A 17,096-nucleotide genomic window follows, 5' to 3' on the forward strand; every position below is an offset into this window, starting at 1 on the left:
CTCATCCTGAGGAGCCGCGCCAGCGGCGTCTCGAAGGATGTTTCAGGAGGCTCCGGAACCATCTGGACCATCCTTCGAGACGGCCCTGCGGGCCTCCTCAGGATGAGGGCTAAAGAGGCCCAAAAGACCACTCAGGGCTCCAGCCAGACGCCCCACATGCGCGGGATGCGATAGGGCTTGAAGTTCTTGAGCTTCGCCGTCGAGGCCTGGAAGACCCCGTAGTTGCCGGCCTTCATCGCCACGGCCGCATCGTACATGTGCTTCTGGAAGGCATCGAAGAGGGCCTTGCGCTTGCCTTCGTCCATCTCGGCGTTGAAGGCGGCGGCGATGCGGTCGATCTCCGGGTCCTTCGCCTGCTGCGACAGGCCGTTGACCCAGGGCGCCATCACCGAGCCCGGCCCTTCATAGGGTTCGATGCCGAAGCCGTGCGTCCAGAAGGTCCAGCCGGTCGGGGTAAAGCCGATCTTCGAGACGGTCGGCCAGTCGGCGACGGTAATGTCGACCTCGACACCGATCTCCTTCAGCTTCTGCTGGACCAGCGTCGCGGTGTCGACATTGGGGCGCAGATTGTCGGTGATGAAGGTGATCTTGCCGCCCTTGTAGGAGGATTTGGCGAGCAATTCCTTGGCGAGCTTGATGTCGTTCTTGTTGTATTTGTCGCTGCCGACGGTCGAATGGAAGGCCGCGCCCGGATAGAGCCAGCTCGGATCCATCTGGTAGATATCGGCATAGGAGATCGCCATGATCTCCTCCATATCGAGCGCCGCCTGGACGGCCAGCCGGAAATTCACGTCATTGGCCGGCGCCTGCGCCTGGTTGAACTTGATCACCTGCAGGCCGAACGGCATCGACTTGTGGATGGTGAAGCGGTTGTCGGTGCCCAGCCGCTTGGCGGTCGGGCCGTCGACGGTCTCGTTGAGCTGGATCTGGCCGGCCTCGAGCGCGGCGCTGCGGGCGCCGCCTTCCGGCATGAAGCGGAAGGTCACGGTGTCCAAGAAGGCTTCCTTCTTGCCGGCGAAGCCGTCCCGGCCGGTGCCCTTCGGATTGGGCGCATAGCCGTCATAGCGCGTCAGCTTGACGTGACTGTCCGGCCTGTACTCGACGAACTTGTAGGGGCCGGTGCCGATGACCTCGATCTTGCCGGCCTCCTTGGCGGCCTCGCTCGCCGGGTAGATCGCGATCGGGGCGCGTGGCGAGGAGAGATTGTCGAGGAAGGTCGATTGCGCCTGTTTCAGCGTGACCGTGACCTCGTGCTCGCCGCTCGCCTTGATCGTATCGATGGCGGCGACCAGCGCCGGCGAGGCGCCGACCTTGCGGTAGCGCTCCAGCGAGGCGACGACATCGGCCGCATCGAGCTTCTTGCCGTTATGGAAGGTCACGTCCTTGCGGATCGGGAAGACATAGGTTTTGCCATCGGGCGAGACCGTCACGCCCTCGGCCAGCTCCGGCACCGGCTTGGCGTTCTCGTCGCGGGCATAGAGTGTCTCGAAGATGTGGAGCGTGACGTTGCGCGAGGCCTGCGCCGAGGTGATCTGCGCATCGAGCGAGGGCGGCGCCTGGCTGATGCCGATGACGACGTCGCCGCCCTTGCGCTGGGCCAGCGCGCCTTGCGCCCCTCCGAGCACAAGCGCTGCCGCGAGGGCGGCGCCGAAGATGAGGTGCTTTGCCATGTTCTTGTCCCCTCAGGATTGATGGTCAGGCACGTGGTGGTTCAGGCGTAAGCTTGGTCAGGCGGCGGCGCGCACCGCGTCGTAATCCTCCATCAGCACGGCAACCGCGTCGCCGCGCTGGACCCGGCCCGGACCGGCGGACATCCAGAGCACGCCGTCGCGGCGGTAGCGCACCTCCAGCGGCTCGCGGTCGATGTCCTCGACGAAATGCAGGTAGCCCGCGAGATCGCCGGCGCGGCAGATGTCGCCGACGACATTGCGCGGCTCGAACAGTCCGCCGGCCGGCGCGAAGGAATAGCCGGCGGCATCGCGCACCATCATGTGGCGGGTGCCGGGCGAGCCGTCGCGCTGCGTCGTGTCGGGCTTGCCGTCCATCACGCCGCAATGCTTGAGGATATTGGTCAGCGCCCGGTCGGCGATGCGCACGCCCTCGACATTGACCCGGCCCCAGCCGCCAAGCTCGGTGCCGAGCGACAGGATGCCGCGGCGCTCGACCGAAGAGGTCAGCGTCGCGCCCTCGTCGACGCCCCAGAACACGACATTGTAGGGCGCGCCGAAGGCCGCCGCCGCAGCCATGGTACGCTCGCGCAATTTGGCGTCGGAGACGTAGTGCATGTTGGTCGAAAGCGCCGAGTCGCCGGAATGGCCAGCGGTGTGAAGGTCGACGGAGACATCGACCAGCGGCAGCACCACGCTATCGACGAAATGCGCCAGCATCTCCGAGAAGGTGCCGCGCGGATTGCCGGGGAAGCAGCGGTTCATGTCGCGATTGTCGACCGGCGAGAGCCGCGTGTCGTTCAGCACGGCGGGCATGTTCAGCGCCGGAATCATGATCACCCTACCCTGCACCTTGGCCGGGTCGAGGCTGCGGGCGAGGCGCGAGACGGCGATCTGGCCTTCGTACTCGTCACCATGAACCCCGCCGGTGAACAGGACAGTCGGACCGGAGCCATTCTTCACGCTGATGACGGGGATTTCGACGACGCCCCAGCCGGAGGTGTTGCGGGACAGAGGCGCCCGCAGATAACCCGCTTGCCTGCCTGAAGATTCGAAGTCGATCTCGCAACGAACCCGACTTTCCGACGCCATGGCGAACCCCTCTCGCTCTTGCGTTTCGTATGATTGTATACGATCATACGACCTGTCAAGCGAGAGGCAGAGAGCCGGATGACGGATACGGGCGGACCAGTGCGGGCAGCCGGAACGGCAGTACAGGAGCGGGCGAAGAGCGCCGCGCCCGACTGGCAGCCCTTGCAACCGCAGACGCTCGTCGACCATGCCATCGAGGCGATCATCGCCGGGGCGGCCGCCGGGCTGATCCTGCCGGGGGACCGGATCGTCGAGGTCGACCTCGCCCGCAAGCTCGGTGTCAGCCGCGTGCCGGTGCGTGAGGCTTTGCGCCTGCTCGAAAGCCAGGGCGTCGTGGTCAGCGAACCCTACAAGGGCATTCGGCTCCGCCCGGTGACGAACGAGCGCGTCTCGGACCTGATCGAGGCGCGCATCGCGCTGGAAGCGAGCGCCGTGGTGCGTGCCGTCGCCGCCGGCCGCAATCGCGGGGCTCATCTCGACGAACTCCGTGCCGCCGTGGCGGAGATGGAATTGATGGCGGCGCGCGGCAGCGCCTATGGCGTCGCGGTCGCCGATACCGGCTTCCACCGCGCACTCTGCCGGCTCGGCGGCAACAGCGTCACCTTCGACCTGTGGGAGACGCTGGCGCCGCAATGCACGATCATTTTCGGCCTGGCCACCTTCGGCAAACCGATGGCCGGCGTGGTCGAGGAGCATGTCGACCTGCTCGCCGCCTTCGAGGCCGGCGATATCGCGGTGATCACCCGCACGCTCGACGAGCACATCACCGTCATGAACCACGCGATGGATTACGAGGCCATCGTCGCCCAGCGCCGCAAGGAAAGGGATTTGCCGTGAACGACCAGCCCATCCAGACGCGCGCGGCCGGCCGGACGGCGGGGCTCCCGCCCTTCCGCATCACCCGCATCGAGGCCGCCCCCCTGTTCGGCGAAAGCCCGAAAGGCGGCTGGTCGGCCGAGATCCGGCCGGAGGATTCGATCCATGCGCTGATCGCGGTCCATACCGATCAGGGCCTCACCGGCTATGGCAGCGTCTTCACCGATGGCCGGCTCGTGCAGGCGGGCCTCAAGGTGCTGGAGCCGCTCTTCCTCGGCGCGGATGCGCTCTCGCCCGATTTCGTCAGCGAGAAGCTGCATCAGAACACCTTCTGGATGGGGCGCGGCGGCACGCTGACCCATACGATCAGCGGCATCGACATCGCCCTCTGGGACATTCTCGGCCAGGCGACGGGGCTCAGCGTCGGGCGCCTGCTGGGCGGGCGCTATCGCGAACGCGTGCAGCCCTATTGCTCGCTGCTGATGGAGGAGCCGGCGGCGATGAAGGATGTCGTCGCGAGCTATCGCGACAAGGGTTTCAGTGCCTTCAAGATCGGCTGGGGGCCGTTCGGCCGGGCGCTCGACGTCAAGCTCGACGAGGCGATCGTGCGGGCCGCGCGCGAGGCGGCCGGCGAGAAGTCCAAGCTCTTCGTCGATGCCGGCGCCAGCGACGCGCTTTGGCCGCATGGGCTGAAATGGGCCAAGCGCACGGCCGAGATGCTCGCGGATTACGAGGTCGGCTGGTTCGAGGAGCCGGTCAGGCCCGATGCCATCGACGATTATCGCGAATTGCGCCGCTCCTCGGCCGTACCGATCGCCGGCTGCGAGGTGCTGACCCGGCGCCAGAGCTTCATTCCCTGGCTGACGACCGGCGCGCTCGACATCGTCCAGCCCGACGTCACCAAGGTCGGCGGCATCTCCGAGCAGCGCCGCATCGCCTGGATGGCCTATGATCTCGGCATCAAATATGTCGGCCATGGCTGGAACACGGCGCTCGGCCTCGCCGCCGACCTGCAGATGGCCGCGGCCTTCCCGGATGCCGATCTCGTCGAGTTCATCGGCGGCAGCCCCTATGTCGACGGCATCCTCGCCACGCCCTTCGCACTCGATGCCGAGGGCTGGCTGACGATTCCGGACCTGCCGGGGCTCGGCGTCACGATCGATCGCGACAAGCTCGGCCGCTATACACCGGATCCGGGGGCACTGTTCGTGTGATGCCCCGGGAACTGGCTGTCTTGTAAGAAAACGCGGGTCATCCCGGACGGAGCGCAGCGAAGATCCGGGATCCATGCCTGAACCTCAATCGGAAGCGTTCCGGAATGGATCCCGGGTCAAGCCCGGGATGACCCGCGTGGTTCCGAGAATGGTCGGCCAGCCCCTGCCGCCATTTCACTCCGCCATCGCATAGGCCGCCCTATCGATGCCATGACGGGCGAGCTTGTCGTAGAAGGTCTTGCGGGGGATGCCGAGCGTCTCCAGCGTCGCGCGGACATCGCCGCGATTGGCCTCCAGCGCCTCGCGGATCAGATTGGCCTCGATCGCGTTGAGGCGATCCGGCAGGCTGGCGACCGGGACATCGTTGCGGTTGGGCTGCGCCGGCAGGACGCTGGAGAGGCCGAGCGCTACACGTTCGGCGAAATGGACGAGCTCGCGGACATTGCCCGGCCAGTCGTTCTCGACCAGATGCCGCTCGACCGCGCGATCCAGAACCGGCACCGGCCGGCGATACTTTTCCGCCGCACGGGCGAGAAAGCGCGTGAAGAGCAGCGGAATGTCGCGGCGGCGCTCGCGCAGCGGCGGAATGCGGAGCGTCACCACGTTCAGCCGATAATACAGGTCCTCGCGAAAATCGCGGCGTTGGGCGGGATCGCCGAGATCGGCCTTGGTCGCGGCCACAACCCGCAGATCAACGCGGCGCAAGTCGTTCGAGCCGAGCGGGGCGATCTCGCGCATCTCCAATACGCGCAGCAGCTTGACCTGAGCCGAAGGCGGCATGCTCTCCAGTTCGTCGAGGAAGAGCGTGCCGCCGCTGGAATGCTCGATGCGGCCGATCCGCTTTTTCTGCGCGCCGGTGAAGGCGCCGGGCTCGTAGCCGAACAACTCGCTCTCGATGACGCTGTCGGGCAGCGCGCCGCAGTTCAGCGCGACGAACGGCTTGTCGCGGCGGCGACCGAGCCGGTGCAGCAGCCCGGCGACGACCTCCTTGCCGGTGCCCGTCTCGCCGAGCACGAGCACGTCGACATCGACATCGGCGAGTTCGCGGATGGTCTGGCGCAGGCGCGTGATCGCGGCGGTCTCGCCGATCAGCGCGGTCTCCTCCTCGCCCTGTTCGGCCAGCGCCCGCAGCCGCCGATTCTCGAGGACGAGCGCGCGCTTCTCGGCCGCGCGCCGGAGTGTCTCGACGAGGCGCTCGCCGGCATAGGGCTTGGCGATGAAGTCGTAAGCGCCCTCGCTCATCGCGCCGACGGCGGTGGCGATATCGGCATGGCCGGAGATCATGATCACCGGGATATCGGGGTCGAGCGCCCGCAAGCGCCGGAACAGTTCGATCCCGTCCATGCCGGGCATGCGGATATCGGTGACGACAATGCCGGCATAGTCCGGCCCGATCCGTTCCAGCGCCGCTTCGCCCGAGGATAGTGCCACCGCCCGGAAGCCGGCGAGGCGCAGTGCCTGGACATTGGCATCGCGCAGATCGGGGTCGTCATCGACGAAGGAGACCTCGATCGCAGCGATGGAGCCTGCGGAATCGCTCATGCCGCCGCCCTTTCGAGAGTGATGATGAAGCTGGCTCCGGCGCCGGGAGCGCTCGTCGCGTTCAAGGTGCCGCCGAAGGAGACGATCATGTCCTGCGAGATCACCAGCCCGAGGCCGAGCCCCTTGGGCTTCGACGTGCTGAACGGGACGAAGAGCTGCGCCAGCGCCTGCTCGGACAAGCCGGGGCCGCGATCCGTAATCGCGATCTCGACCCTCTCGTCGCCTGGCGTGACCGTGATCGCGAGCGCAGGCTCGCCGCCCTGCCCGCCTTCCATCAACGCCTCGATCGCATTGCGCAACAGGTTGACGAAGACCTGTTCGAGTTCGATCGGGCGGGCGATGACATGGATCGGCTCCGGCGGCACGGTGACGAGCGGCGTCACGCCCGCCTGCCGCAAGGGACCTTCGAGCAGGGTCAAGGCGCCCTCGATGATCGTGCCGATCGGAACCGGGGCCAACGGCTCCTTGCCGCGCCGCGCGAAGCCGCGCAAAGCCTCGGTGATCGCGCCGATCCGGTCGGTCAGCGAGACGATCCGGACCAGCGCCCCGTCCGCATCCGCAGGCTCGGCACGCTTGAGGAAGGCGCGGGCGTTCTCGGCATAGGTGCGCAGCGCCGCCAGCGGCTGGTTGACCTCATGCGCGACGCCGGCGGTGACCTGGCCGAGCGTCGCGAGGCGGTTGGCCTTGGCCAATTCCTCGCGGAGATTGGAGAGCCGTTCCTGTGCGCGGGTGCGCTTCGCCATCTCGGCGACGAGGCGTTCATTGGCTCCGGCCAGCTCGGCCGTGCGCTCGGCGACGCGGTCCTCCAGTTCGGCCTTGGAGCGGGCATCGGCCTCCTGCCGGGCGAGGTTGCGCTGTCGGCGATGCAGCGCGAAGCCAGCCAGCGCCGCCCCCGGCATCAGCAGGAGCGCAACCAGCGCCTGCGATTGCGAGCGTCCGGCGGTGATCGCGGCATCGACAGGCTGGAGCACCTCCAAGAGCCAGTCCGTGGTCGCGACAGGCTGACGGATGCGGACATAGCGCCCGGCGAAGGCATCTGCGCCCTGCACGAGATCCCCGCGCTCCTGCAGCGGCAGCATTGTCAGCGGAGCGGTACCGAACTGAAGCGAATCCCGGATCGCGGCCGCGGTCGCCGGAGCAAGCGGCGCCTCGACCCGGAAGCGCCAATCCTCGACCGTCGAGAGCAGCACCACGCCTCGCCGGTCGACGACATAGGTCTGGCCGCCGAGCGCCCGCCAATCCGCCTCGACGCGATCGAACTCGGCCTTGACGACGATGACGCCGAGGCTCCGGCCGCCCTCCTCGATCCGCCGGGAGACGTAGATGCCGGGGCGCTGGCTGACGGTGCCGAGCGCGAATTGCTCGGCCGCGCCATTCGCGACGGCGCCCTTGAAGTAGTCGCGGAAGCTGTAGTCGCTGCCGACGAAGCTCGTGGGCTCGTTCCAGTTGCTGGCCGCGATCGCGACGCCGTCGGGACCGAGGAGATAGATCACCGCCGTACGGGCTTCGCGGGCGATGGCTTCGAGCTTGAGGTCCAGCCCGTGGCGGCTGCCGCCGGTCAGGGCCTGCCGGACATCGGGATCGCGCGCCAGGATGACCGGCAGCGCACGCTGCTTCTCGAGTTCACCGCGCAGGATCGCGAGCGCCAGCGTGCCGCCGTCCGTGGCACGGCTCTGCGTCGCCGCGATGGCGCGGCTGCGGCCGATCTCGCCGACGGCGAACAGCGAGGCGATGGCCAGCGCGGCGACGACCAGTCCGAAGACCAGCCAGCGCAGCGTCACGGCACTTTTCCACGGGTCGCGCCTGGAGCGGCTCATCCCCTGTCGTTGTGCGGTTTCCCGCACAAATCAAGAGGCCGCGTGCGGAATTCCACTCGGACCGCTCGCAGATTGATTCCGGATGGAAGCGCAACCCTTTGTTTTCACACGATTCCTCTCATCTCGATCGATTGGCACGCCGGTTGCGAAAGAGGGGCAGCGGTTTCGAACAAAACCAAGACGACCGCCGACCCAAGGAGCAGACCATGGCGACCATGATCGACGTCGCGCCCGCTCAGCCGGCGCACCCGAAGAAGTTCTATCAACATCTCTATGTGCAGGTGCTGTTCGCCATCGCGGCGGGCATCCTGCTTGGCCATTTCTGGCCGGAACAGGGCGCCGCCCTGAAGCCGCTCGGCGATTCCTTCATCAAGCTCGTGAAGATGATCATCGCGCCGGTGATCTTCCTGACGGTCTCGACCGGTATCGCCGGGATGACCGACATGAAGAAGGTCGGGCGCGTCGCCGGCAAGGCGATGATCTATTTCCTGTGCTTCTCGACGCTGGCGCTGATCGTCGGCCTCGTCATCGGCAACCTGATCCAGCCCGGCGCCGGCCTGCACATCAATCCCGCCAGCCTCGATGCCAAGGCCGTGCAGGGCTACGCCGCCAAGGCGCATGACACGAGCATCGTCGGCTTCCTGCAGAACATCATCCCGGACACGATCGTCGGCGCCTTCGCCTCGGGCGACATCCTGCAGGTGCTGTTCTTCTCCGTGCTGTTCGGCCTGTCGCTGGCGATGGTCGGCGAGCGCGGCAAGCCGGTGCTCGACTTCCTGCAGGCGCTCTCGACCCCGATCTTCAAGCTGGTCGCGATCCTGATGAAGGCCGCCCCGATCGGCGCCTTCGGCGCGATGGCCTTCACCATCGGCCGCTACGGCATCGGCTCGGTCGCCAACCTCGCCTTCCTGATCCTGACCTTCTACATCACGGCGGCGGTCTTCGTGCTGGTCGTGCTCGGCGCGGTCGCTCGCTATAACGGCTTCTCGGTGCTGGCGCTGATCCGCTACATCAAGGACGAGATCCTGCTCGTCATCGGCACCTCCTCCTCGGAAGCGGCGCTGCCGAGCCTGATGGAGAAGATGGAAGCCGCCGGCTGCAAGCGCTCGGTCGTCGGGCTCGTCATCCCGACCGGCTATTCCTTCAACCTCGACGGCACGAACATCTACATGACGCTGGCGGCGCTGTTCATCGCGCAGGCGATGGATATCCACCTGCCGCTCGGCGACCAGATCCTGCTGCTGCTCGTCGCGATGCTGTCCTCGAAGGGCGCGGCCGGCATCACCGGGGCCGGCTTCATCACGCTCGCCGCCACGCTCTCCGTCGTCCCGGCCGTCCCGGTCGCCGGCATGGCGCTGATCCTCGGCATCGACCGCTTCATGTCGGAATGCCGGGCGGTGACCAACTTCATCGGCAATGCCGTGGCCACGATCGTGGTGGCGCGCTGGGAAGGCGAACTCGACGAGAACCGCCTGAAGGCCGCGCTCGCTGGCGAATTGCCGGATTTCCTCGACGAGCCGCTGATGGCTCCGGCGGAGTGATCGGCACGGCCGGCACGATGATGGACCGTGGCTCCTGCGAGCCGCGGTCGATCACTCACGCAATCGGTTGAGCGGCGAAGGCGCCGGTCACTTCCGGCAGACGAAGAGGCGGTCGAGCCCCTGCGGCTCGAGCGCATGTTTCTCGGTCAGGCGGCTGCGGTCGCCATCTTCCGCAGAGAACCTGATCTCGTCGACGTCGAAACCGGCGGCAGCGAGCTTGTCGGGAAAGTCGCGGCCATAGAGCCGGACATGGTCCCAGCCGCAGATGCGCTCGATCTCGGCGGCCGGCATATCCGCCGGCGGCTCCCAGGTCTCGGCCCGCGACTGGTCGAGCGGCACCGAGAAGAAGGCGGTGCCGCCGGGCTTCAGGACGCGGAAGCACTCGCGCATGCCCTGGGCGTCATCGGGAACGCGCTCCAGGATATGATGGCAGATCAGATAGTCGAAATGGTCGTCGGCGAACTGGATATTGGTGATGTCGACGACGGCATTGGCGACCTTGCTGATTTTGACGTCGCCGGCGACGTAACGGGGATTGTCCTTCCACAAGCGGAAGAACGGCCGCTCCGGCGAGAAATGCAGCACGGCCTTGTCGGCCAGGTCCAGGCGGTTGGCGCGCAGGTACAGCCCCATGATCCGGTCGCGCTCCTTGGAGGAGCAGTTCGGGCAGCGCGCCTCGGGCCGCGGGCCGACATCGAGGAAGCGCCCCTCATGACCGCAGATGGTACAGAGCCGCGCCGGGCGCGCCTGCAGGAACTGGCCCGGCTTGCGAACTGCCGCGCGCAGATATTCCTGCGCGAATACACCGATGTTCATGCCAAAAACCGCCATGGCGCGACGTTCTGGCCGCGACCGGCAGCCCGGCACGACAGGTCGCAGCCCCCCCACGAGAAATACGAACGTTTGGAATATTCGAGCGTCTTTGAGAAAGCCATTGTTATTATGCATCTCCCATTTGGGGGGTGACGCAAAGAATCGTGCCGGAGCACGTCGACGATCCGTCGATATGCTCCGGCACCTCCATGTTTACTACGCTTCCCGAGGCGGACGCTGCTGCGGACGGCGCCCCGGCATTCTCAGAGCGTCGAGCGGCGCACCGTCAGGTCGGAGCGCTCGTAGACGGCCGGCAGCAGGTCGACGCCGAGGCCGGGCGCCTCCATCGGGTAGACATAGCCGTTCTCGATGCGGGGCATCTCGGTGACCAGTTCCAGATACCAGCCGCGATAGAAGGCGCGCACCGATTCCTGGATCAGCGTGTTCGGCTGGCTGAAAGAGGTGTGGACCGCCGCGACGAAGCCGACCGGGCCGATGCAGTCATGCGGCGCGAAGGGGCGGTGCCAGGTCTCAGCCAGCGCCGCGATCTTGCGGCCCTCGGTCAGGCCGCCGGTCCAGCACAGGTCGACCATCACGACATGGGCGGCGTCGCGCTCCAGCATGTCCTTGTAGGGCCAGCGCGAACCCAGCGTCTCGCTGGCGCAAACCCAGACATCGGTCGAGCGAGCGTATTCAGCCAGCGCCTGCGGCGAGTTCATCTTGATCGGGTCCTCGTACCAGGTCGGCTTGTAGGGCTCGAGCACGCGGGCGATCTGCTTGGCTGTCGGCAGGTTCCAGAGCGAGTGGAACTCGACCATGATCTCCATCTTGTCGCCGACGGCCTTGCGGATCTTCTCGAAGGGCTCGACCGCCTTCTTCATCTGCTCGGCCGTGATGTAGAGGCCCTGGTTCTCGATCGCGGGCGGATCGAAGGGCCAGATTTTCATGGCGGTGATGCCCTGCTCCAGCAGGTTCTCGGCCAGCGCGTCGGCGCGGTTCATGAAGCCGTCGAGGTCCTCATAGGGGCTGCCCTCGTCGCCCAGGCTCCAGTTCGAGACCGGCTTGATGTTGCTGGAGCGGACATAGCGAGTGCCGGCGCAGGTGTTGTAGATGCGCTGCTTGTCGCGGCAGAGGCCGCCCAGCATCTGGTGCACGGGCTGGCCGCAGACCTTGCCGAAATGGTCCCAGAGCGCGATGTCGATCGCCGAGGTCGCGCGCGATTCCGCGCCGGTCGAGGACTGCGCCATCGGCAGGTTGGTCATCTCGCGATGCAGCGCCTCGATATGCAGCGGGTTCTTGCCGAGCAGGCGGCCGGCCAACGTGTCGTGGATATGCGCCTCGACGGAGGCAGCGCCGTAGAACGTCTCGCCCAACCCGATGTGGCCTGAATCGGTGTGGACTCGCACCCAGAGCACATTGCCGAATTCCTCGGCGCGCAGGGTTTCGATGGCGGTGATCTTCATGGCGTTTCGTCCTGTTCAATCAGTCCGGGAGCAGGCGCGCAGACCCCTCGCCGCTTGTCGGTTATCGTGGGCTCACAGCACCGAGATCATGCCGCCGTCGACATAGATGATCTGGCCGCTGACATAGTCGGAAGCCGAGGAGGCGAGGTAGACGCAGGTGCCGGCGAGCTCGTCCGGGCGGCCCCAGCGGCGGGCGGGCGTGCGGCCCTTCACCCAGGCGTCGAAGGTGGGGTTATCGATCAGCGCCTGGTTCATGTCGGTGAGCATGTAGCCAGGGCCGATCGCATTGGCCTGGATGCCGAGCTCGCCCCATTCCGCCGCCATGGCCTTGGTCAGCATCTTGATGCCGCCCTTGGCCACCGTGTAGGGCGCGACGGTCGCGCGGGCGAGTTCGCTGGTCAGCGAGCCGATATTGATGACCTTGCCATGGCCGCGCTTGGCCATGCGGCGGGCCGCCTCGCGACCGACGACGAAGGCGCTGGTCAGGTTGGTGTCGAGCACGCGGCGCCAGTCGGCCGTCTCCAGCTCCAGCATCGGCTTGCGGAACTGGATGCCGGCATTGTTGACGAGAATGTCGACCGCGACGCCCTCGGCATCGAGTGCCGCGAAGGCGGTGACCACGGCCTGCTCATCGGTCACGTCGAAGTTGAGGCCCCGCACGGTGTGGCCGGCCGCGGTCATCGCCGCGACGGCCTCGGAGAGGCGCCCGGCATCGGCACCGTTGAGGATGATACTCGCACCAGCGGCCGCGAGCCCTTCGGCCATGGCACGGCCGAGCCCGCGCGAGGAACCGGTCACGAGCGCGGTGCGCCCCGAGAGATCGAAGGGAGAGGTCACGCTTGAGCGTCCTATGTCGATGGGATCTGGAGGGCCGGATGGGCCGGCATCGTACCGCTCGCGGCGAGCTTAGCCGCGTAGCGGCGGTAGGATTCGCCGATATGCTTGCGCATCGCCTCGCCGGCGCCGGCCGGGTCGCGGGCACGAATGCGGCCGAGGATGGCGGCATGGTCGGCACGGCGGATCGCGATGTTCGAATCCTCGCCGCGATCCTTGTCGCGCATGCTGCGGATCGAATTGAGCAGCGGGCTCGAGACGAACTGGAGCACGGTCAGGAAGAGCGGGTTATGCGCGGCCGTTGCGATGGCGAGATGCAGCGCGAGGTCATGGGCCGAGCTGTCCTCCCCCGTATCGTCGGCGGCGTTCAGCGCGGCCTCGGCCGCTTCCATCCGGGCCAGGTCCTCCGGCGTATGGCGCAGCGAGGCCAGTTGCGCTGCCTCGACTTCCAGCCCGAGGCGGAATTCCAGGAATTGCAGGATCGACTGCTCGGAGGCCGCGATCTCGGCCCGGCGCAGGCGCAATGAATCCTGCTGGTTGACGAAGAGCCCGAGCCCCCGGCGGCTTTCGACGATGCCGTCGGCCTTCAGATAGGCGATGGCCTCGCGCACCACCGGCCGGCTGACGCCGAGCTGGCGGGCAAGCTCCGTCTCGGAGGGCAGCCGATCGCCCGGCTGCAAGGCGCCCGAACGGATCGAGGTCGCCAGCGCGGTGGCGGCATCGCTCGCGAGATTGGGCCGTGATCCGATGGATGAGAGCTGCATGGTGACTTCCTGCTAGAGCATCATTGTCATGTTGTCAGTTGTTTGACAACCTGACTTCTGCCGCGTTATGGGTGCCGCAACGGCGCCCGCCTCCAGAGCGAAAACAACGCGCCGCGATCGAGGGAAGGCCGATATGCTCGCAGGGACCCGCCGGACTCCGCCCGTCGCCGGAGCAGCCTTGGCCGCGCCGTCAAGAGGCCGGGACGGTCAGGCCGGATCTTCCCGCGACGTCCACGCCGAGATCAAGAGACACCGGACATGAGTCCCTGCCCTCGGCGGTGGACAACGCCGCCGAGCGGTTGAGCCTGCCTTCGTTCGGTGACACATCCCCCAGCAACTGTTCCGGAGACGAGTATCGTGACCAAGACCCATCCGACACGCTTCGCTTTCATCGCCGCACTGGCCGCTGCCCTGCTGGGCTCGACAGCGGCCATGGCCGAGGTCAAGGCGAAGATCGGCCATGCGATGCCCGACACGCACCCGCAGGCGACCGCCGTCGCCAAGTTCGCGGAACTCGCCGGCACCTATACCAATGGCAACGTCAAGATTCAGGCGTTCCACTCGGCCATGCTCGGCAGCGACGAGAAGCAGCTCCAGGCGACGCAGGCCGGCACGCAGGAATTCTACATCGGCACGCTGGCGCCACTCTCGACCCGCGTGAAGGAAGTCCAGGTCTGGGACCTGCCCTTCCTGTTCCAGAACGAGAAGGAGGTCTACGCGGTCCTCGACGGCGCCTCGGTCAAGAAGATCTTCGAGAAGATCGAGCCGAGCGGCCTCGTCGGCCTGACCTGGACCGGCATGGGCTTCCGCAACCTCTCGAACAGCCGCCGTGCCGTGAAGACGGCCGAGGACGTCAACGGCCTGAAGCTGCGCGTGATGGCGAACCCGGTGGCGCTCGACACCTGGAAGTCGATCGGTGCCAACGCCGTGCCGATGGCCTTCTCGGAAGTGTTCACCGCGCTCGAGGTCAAGGCGCTCGACGGGCAGGAGAACCCGCTCCAGCACATGTGGGCGAACAAGATGCAGGAAGTGCAGAAGCACATCTCCATCACCAACCACGTCTACACGCCGGTGGCGCTGGTCGCTTCCAAGAAGTTCTGGGACTCGCTCTCGGCCGCTGACAAGGCCGGCGTCCAGAAGGCCGCGACCGAGGCCGGCCTGCTGCAGCGCAAGCTGCTCGACGAGGGCGACCGCGACGTGATCACCAAGTTCAAGGCCGCTGGCGTTTCGGTGGACGAGGTCTCGGCCGACGACCTGCGCAAGGTGCAGGCCAAGGTTCAGCCGGTGGTCGACAAGTTCAAGGGGCAGATCGGCGAGGAGTTCGTGAACGGCTTCGTCGCCGAGATCGAAAAGGCACGCGCCGCCAAGTAATGCACGCGACGACAGCCGGCCCGAGTGGCCGGCTGTCCTTTTCTCAAGTACCGGCGCCGAGCCGGCGATCCCCTTCCAAGTGCCGCCGGCGAGGTGACCGATGACCAGCCTGCTCAAGACAGCGACGGACGGTTTCTACCGCCTGATCGAGGTCATCCTCGTGATCTGCATGGCCGTGATGCTGGTCATGGTCTTCGGCAACGTGATGCTGCGGATCTTCTTCAACACCGGCATCGACCTGTCGGAAGAAATCCCGCGCTTCGCCTTCGTCTGGATGACCTTCCTCGGCGGCATCATCGGCCTGCACCGGCGCAGCCATCTCGGCGTCGACATGGTGGTCCAGGCGCTGCCGATCTTCGGCCGCAAGGTCTGCTGGGCGATCAGCCAGGTCATCATGCTGATCTGCGCGCTGTTCATCTTCTACGGCACTTATCTCCAGCACGACATCATCGCCGGCAACGCCTCGCCGGTCGCGCAGCTCAGCATGATCTGGGTCTATGGCGTGAGCTATGTCACCGGCGCCGCGATCGCGCTGATCTGCCTGTCGAACCTGATCCGCCTCGCGCTGGGACAGGTCTCCGACAATGAGCTGATCGACGTGCACGAGGAGGGAATGGCCGAGGGACTCGAAGCCGAGCGCGACATGAAGGCGCAGGGAGCCAAGCCGTGATCGTCTTCGTCTTCATCACGTCGCTGCTCGGCCTGATGGCGCTGGGCATGCCGGTCGCCTTCGCGCTGATCGGCTGCGGCCTCGCCATGATGCTCTACATGGGCATCTCCGACCCGCAGATCATCATCCAGAACATGTGGGACGGCGCCAATTCCTTCCCGCTGCTGGCCGTGCCCTTCTTCATGCTGGCCGGCGAGCTGATGAATGCCGGCGGCATGACGCGCCGGATCATCACCATGGCCATGGCCTGGATCGGCCATATCCGCGGCGGCCTCGGCTATGTCGCTGTTATCGCCGCCGTCATCATGGCCTCGCTCTCGGGCTCGGCCGTCGCCGACACCGCGGCGCTCGCCTCCGTACTCGTGCCGCTGATGCGCAATGCCGGCTACGACATCAACCGTTCCTGCGGCCTGATCGCCTGCGGCGGCATCATCGCGCCGGTCATTCCGCCCTCGATCGGCATGATCATCTTCGGCGTCACCGGCGGCGTCTCGATCACCAAGCTGTTCATCGCCGGCATCGTGCCGGGCGTGATGATGGGTATGGCGATCATGCTGGCCTGGCGCTGGAGCATCAAGCGCGACAACCCGCGCGTCGAGCCGAAGCGCAGCATGCGCGAACGGCTGGTCGAAACCCGCAATGCCGGCTGGGCGCTGGTGCTGCCCGTGGTCATCATCGGCGGGCTCAAGGTCGGCTGGTTCACCCCGACCGAGGCCGCGGTGATCGCAGCCGCCTACTCGCTCTTCGTCGGTGTCTTCATCTATCGCGAGATCAAGATCCGCGACCTGTTCGGCCTGATGTACCGCGCGGCCGAGACAACCGCCGTCATCATGTTCCTGGTCGCGGCGGCCGGCGTTTCTGCCTGGCTGATCACCACGGCCAACATTCCCCAGCAGGTCGCCGACATGGTCGCGCCCTTCATGGAGAACAAGATCCTGCTGATGGCCATCCTGATGGTGATGGTCTTCATCGTCGGCACGGCGCTCGACTTCACCCCGACAGTGCTGATCCTGACGCCGGTGCTGATGCCGGTGGTCAAGCAGGCGGGCATCGACCCGGTCTATTTCGGCGTGCTGTTCATCATGAACAACGCCATCGGACTGGTGACACCGCCGGTCGGGACCGTGCTGAACGTGGTCTGCGGCGTCGCCAAGGTGCCGATGACGGGCGTCATCAAGGGCGTGACGCCCTTCATGGTCGCCCAGCTCATCGTGCTGGCCCTGCTGGTGATCTTCCCGCAGATCGTGATGTGGCCGCTGCAGATGATGTCGCGCTGAGGCATCACCAGAGCGAGACCGACCGGCAAAAGGAAGGCTCCGCAAGCTCCAGCGGAGCCCGTCTCTACCCGAGCCGCCTGCCATGCGACAGCGTCCGGCGCCGGGCCCGCTCGCGTCGCTGCGCCGCCCCCGCCGATCGTACATCGAAAGTCTAAGAAGCCGCTCATCCGCCCTCCCGAAGTGCGCCTTGACGCCTCCGTTGCAGAGTTTCACTA

General features: G+C 66.5%; 14 protein-coding genes. 6 read left to right on the forward strand and 8 right to left on the reverse strand.

The window, feature by feature from the left end:
* Positions 1–131 precede the first annotated feature (131 nt).
* Together AC6RIC_RS18140 and AC6RIC_RS18145 are read right to left on the reverse strand one after the other, a co-directional pair.
* Complete coding sequence (locus AC6RIC_RS18140) at positions 132–1,670, reverse strand: ABC transporter substrate-binding protein (protein ID WP_499733371.1); 1,539 nt, start codon at positions 1,668–1,670, stop codon at positions 132–134.
* A gap of 57 nt (positions 1,671–1,727) precedes the next feature.
* On the reverse strand, positions 1,728–2,759 hold the full coding sequence (locus tag AC6RIC_RS18145; protein ID WP_499733372.1) for a succinylglutamate desuccinylase/aspartoacylase family protein: 1,032 nt from the start codon (positions 2,757–2,759) through the stop codon (positions 1,728–1,730).
* Between the two features lie 78 nt (positions 2,760–2,837).
* On the opposite strand from AC6RIC_RS18145, the gene AC6RIC_RS18150 reads away from it, so the two are divergent.
* Positions 2,838–3,596: a GntR family transcriptional regulator gene (locus tag AC6RIC_RS18150; RefSeq protein WP_499733373.1), complete on the forward strand. Its 759-nt coding sequence runs from the start codon at positions 2,838–2,840 to the stop codon at positions 3,594–3,596.
* A complete protein-coding gene (locus AC6RIC_RS18155) occupies positions 3,593–4,789 on the forward strand; it encodes a mandelate racemase/muconate lactonizing enzyme family protein (protein ID WP_499733374.1) in 1,197 nt (398 codons plus the stop codon). Before AC6RIC_RS18150 ends, AC6RIC_RS18155 begins: the two co-directional genes overlap by 4 nt.
* Positions 4,790–4,963: 174 nt before the next feature.
* Here AC6RIC_RS18155 and AC6RIC_RS18160 read toward each other — a convergent pair whose 3' ends face one another.
* Positions 4,964–6,331, reverse strand: coding sequence for a sigma-54-dependent transcriptional regulator (locus AC6RIC_RS18160; RefSeq protein WP_499733375.1), 1,368 nt, complete (start codon positions 6,329–6,331; stop codon positions 4,964–4,966).
* Complete coding sequence (locus AC6RIC_RS18165) at positions 6,328–8,148, reverse strand: sensor histidine kinase (RefSeq protein ID WP_499733376.1); 1,821 nt, start codon at positions 8,146–8,148, stop codon at positions 6,328–6,330. The genes AC6RIC_RS18160 and AC6RIC_RS18165 overlap by 4 nt, the downstream gene beginning before the upstream one ends.
* Positions 8,149–8,363: 215 nt before the next feature.
* On the opposite strand from AC6RIC_RS18165, the gene AC6RIC_RS18170 reads away from it, so the two are divergent.
* Positions 8,364–9,689 (forward strand): dicarboxylate/amino acid:cation symporter, encoded by a 1,326-nt coding sequence (locus AC6RIC_RS18170; protein WP_499736622.1) that lies wholly within the window; start codon positions 8,364–8,366, stop codon positions 9,687–9,689.
* Between the two features lie 87 nt (positions 9,690–9,776).
* On the opposite strand, the gene AC6RIC_RS18175 is transcribed toward AC6RIC_RS18170, so the two are convergent.
* The 4 genes from AC6RIC_RS18175 to AC6RIC_RS18190 form a co-directional block, all read right to left on the reverse strand.
* On the reverse strand, positions 9,777–10,505 hold the full coding sequence (locus AC6RIC_RS18175) for a methyltransferase domain-containing protein (RefSeq protein ID WP_499733377.1): 729 nt from the start codon (positions 10,503–10,505) through the stop codon (positions 9,777–9,779).
* A 260-nt stretch (positions 10,506–10,765) separates the two neighbouring features.
* Entirely contained in the window at positions 10,766–11,965 is a 1,200-nt protein-coding gene (locus tag AC6RIC_RS18180; protein WP_454657545.1) for a mandelate racemase/muconate lactonizing enzyme family protein, read from the reverse strand.
* A 72-nt stretch (positions 11,966–12,037) separates the two neighbouring features.
* A complete protein-coding gene (locus tag AC6RIC_RS18185) occupies positions 12,038–12,802 on the reverse strand; it encodes an SDR family oxidoreductase (protein WP_499733378.1) in 765 nt (254 codons plus the stop codon).
* Between the two features lie 11 nt (positions 12,803–12,813).
* On the reverse strand, positions 12,814–13,563 hold the full coding sequence (locus AC6RIC_RS18190) for a FadR/GntR family transcriptional regulator (protein ID WP_499733379.1): 750 nt from the start codon (positions 13,561–13,563) through the stop codon (positions 12,814–12,816).
* A gap of 357 nt (positions 13,564–13,920) precedes the next feature.
* Here AC6RIC_RS18190 and AC6RIC_RS18195 point away from each other — a divergent pair, with 357 nt between their 5' ends.
* The 3 genes from AC6RIC_RS18195 (at position 13,921) to AC6RIC_RS18205 (ending at position 16,881) form a co-directional block, all read left to right on the forward strand.
* On the forward strand, positions 13,921–14,934 hold the full coding sequence (locus tag AC6RIC_RS18195; RefSeq protein WP_499733380.1) for a TRAP transporter substrate-binding protein: 1,014 nt from the start codon (positions 13,921–13,923) through the stop codon (positions 14,932–14,934).
* Between the two features lie 100 nt (positions 14,935–15,034).
* Positions 15,035–15,604: a TRAP transporter small permease gene (locus tag AC6RIC_RS18200; protein ID WP_454657549.1), complete on the forward strand. Its 570-nt coding sequence runs from the start codon at positions 15,035–15,037 to the stop codon at positions 15,602–15,604.
* The gene (locus AC6RIC_RS18205; protein ID WP_499733381.1) at positions 15,601–16,881 is read left to right on the forward strand and encodes a TRAP transporter large permease; all 1,281 of its coding nucleotides are present in this window, start codon (positions 15,601–15,603) and stop codon (positions 16,879–16,881) included. The genes AC6RIC_RS18200 and AC6RIC_RS18205 overlap by 4 nt, the downstream gene beginning before the upstream one ends.
* Positions 16,882–17,096: the final 215 nt, after the last annotated feature.

It is taken from the genome of Allobosea sp. TBD101 (assembly GCF_059817965.1).

Coding starts and splice junctions, on each gene's coding strand:
- AC6RIC_RS18140 (WP_499733371.1), bottom strand. CDS start 1,670: ATGGCAAAGCACCTCATCTTCGGCGCCGCCCTCGCGGCAGCGCTTGTG.
- AC6RIC_RS18145 (WP_499733372.1), bottom strand. CDS start 2,759: ATGGCGTCGGAAAGTCGGGTTCGTTGCGAGATCGACTTCGAATCTTCA.
- AC6RIC_RS18150 (WP_499733373.1), top strand. CDS start 2,838: ATGACGGATACGGGCGGACCAGTGCGGGCAGCCGGAACGGCAGTACAG.
- AC6RIC_RS18160 (WP_499733375.1), bottom strand. CDS start 6,331: ATGAGCGATTCCGCAGGCTCCATCGCTGCGATCGAGGTCTCCTTCGTC.
- AC6RIC_RS18165 (WP_499733376.1), bottom strand. CDS start 8,148: ATGAGCCGCTCCAGGCGCGACCCGTGGAAAAGTGCCGTGACGCTGCGC.
- AC6RIC_RS18170 (WP_499736622.1), top strand. CDS start 8,364: ATGATCGACGTCGCGCCCGCTCAGCCGGCGCACCCGAAGAAGTTCTAT.
- AC6RIC_RS18175 (WP_499733377.1), bottom strand. CDS start 10,505: ATGAACATCGGTGTATTCGCGCAGGAATATCTGCGCGCGGCAGTTCGC.
- AC6RIC_RS18180 (WP_454657545.1), bottom strand. CDS start 11,965: ATGAAGATCACCGCCATCGAAACCCTGCGCGCCGAGGAATTCGGCAAT.
- AC6RIC_RS18190 (WP_499733379.1), bottom strand. CDS start 13,563: ATGCAGCTCTCATCCATCGGATCACGGCCCAATCTCGCGAGCGATGCC.
- AC6RIC_RS18200 (WP_454657549.1), top strand. CDS start 15,035: ATGACCAGCCTGCTCAAGACAGCGACGGACGGTTTCTACCGCCTGATC.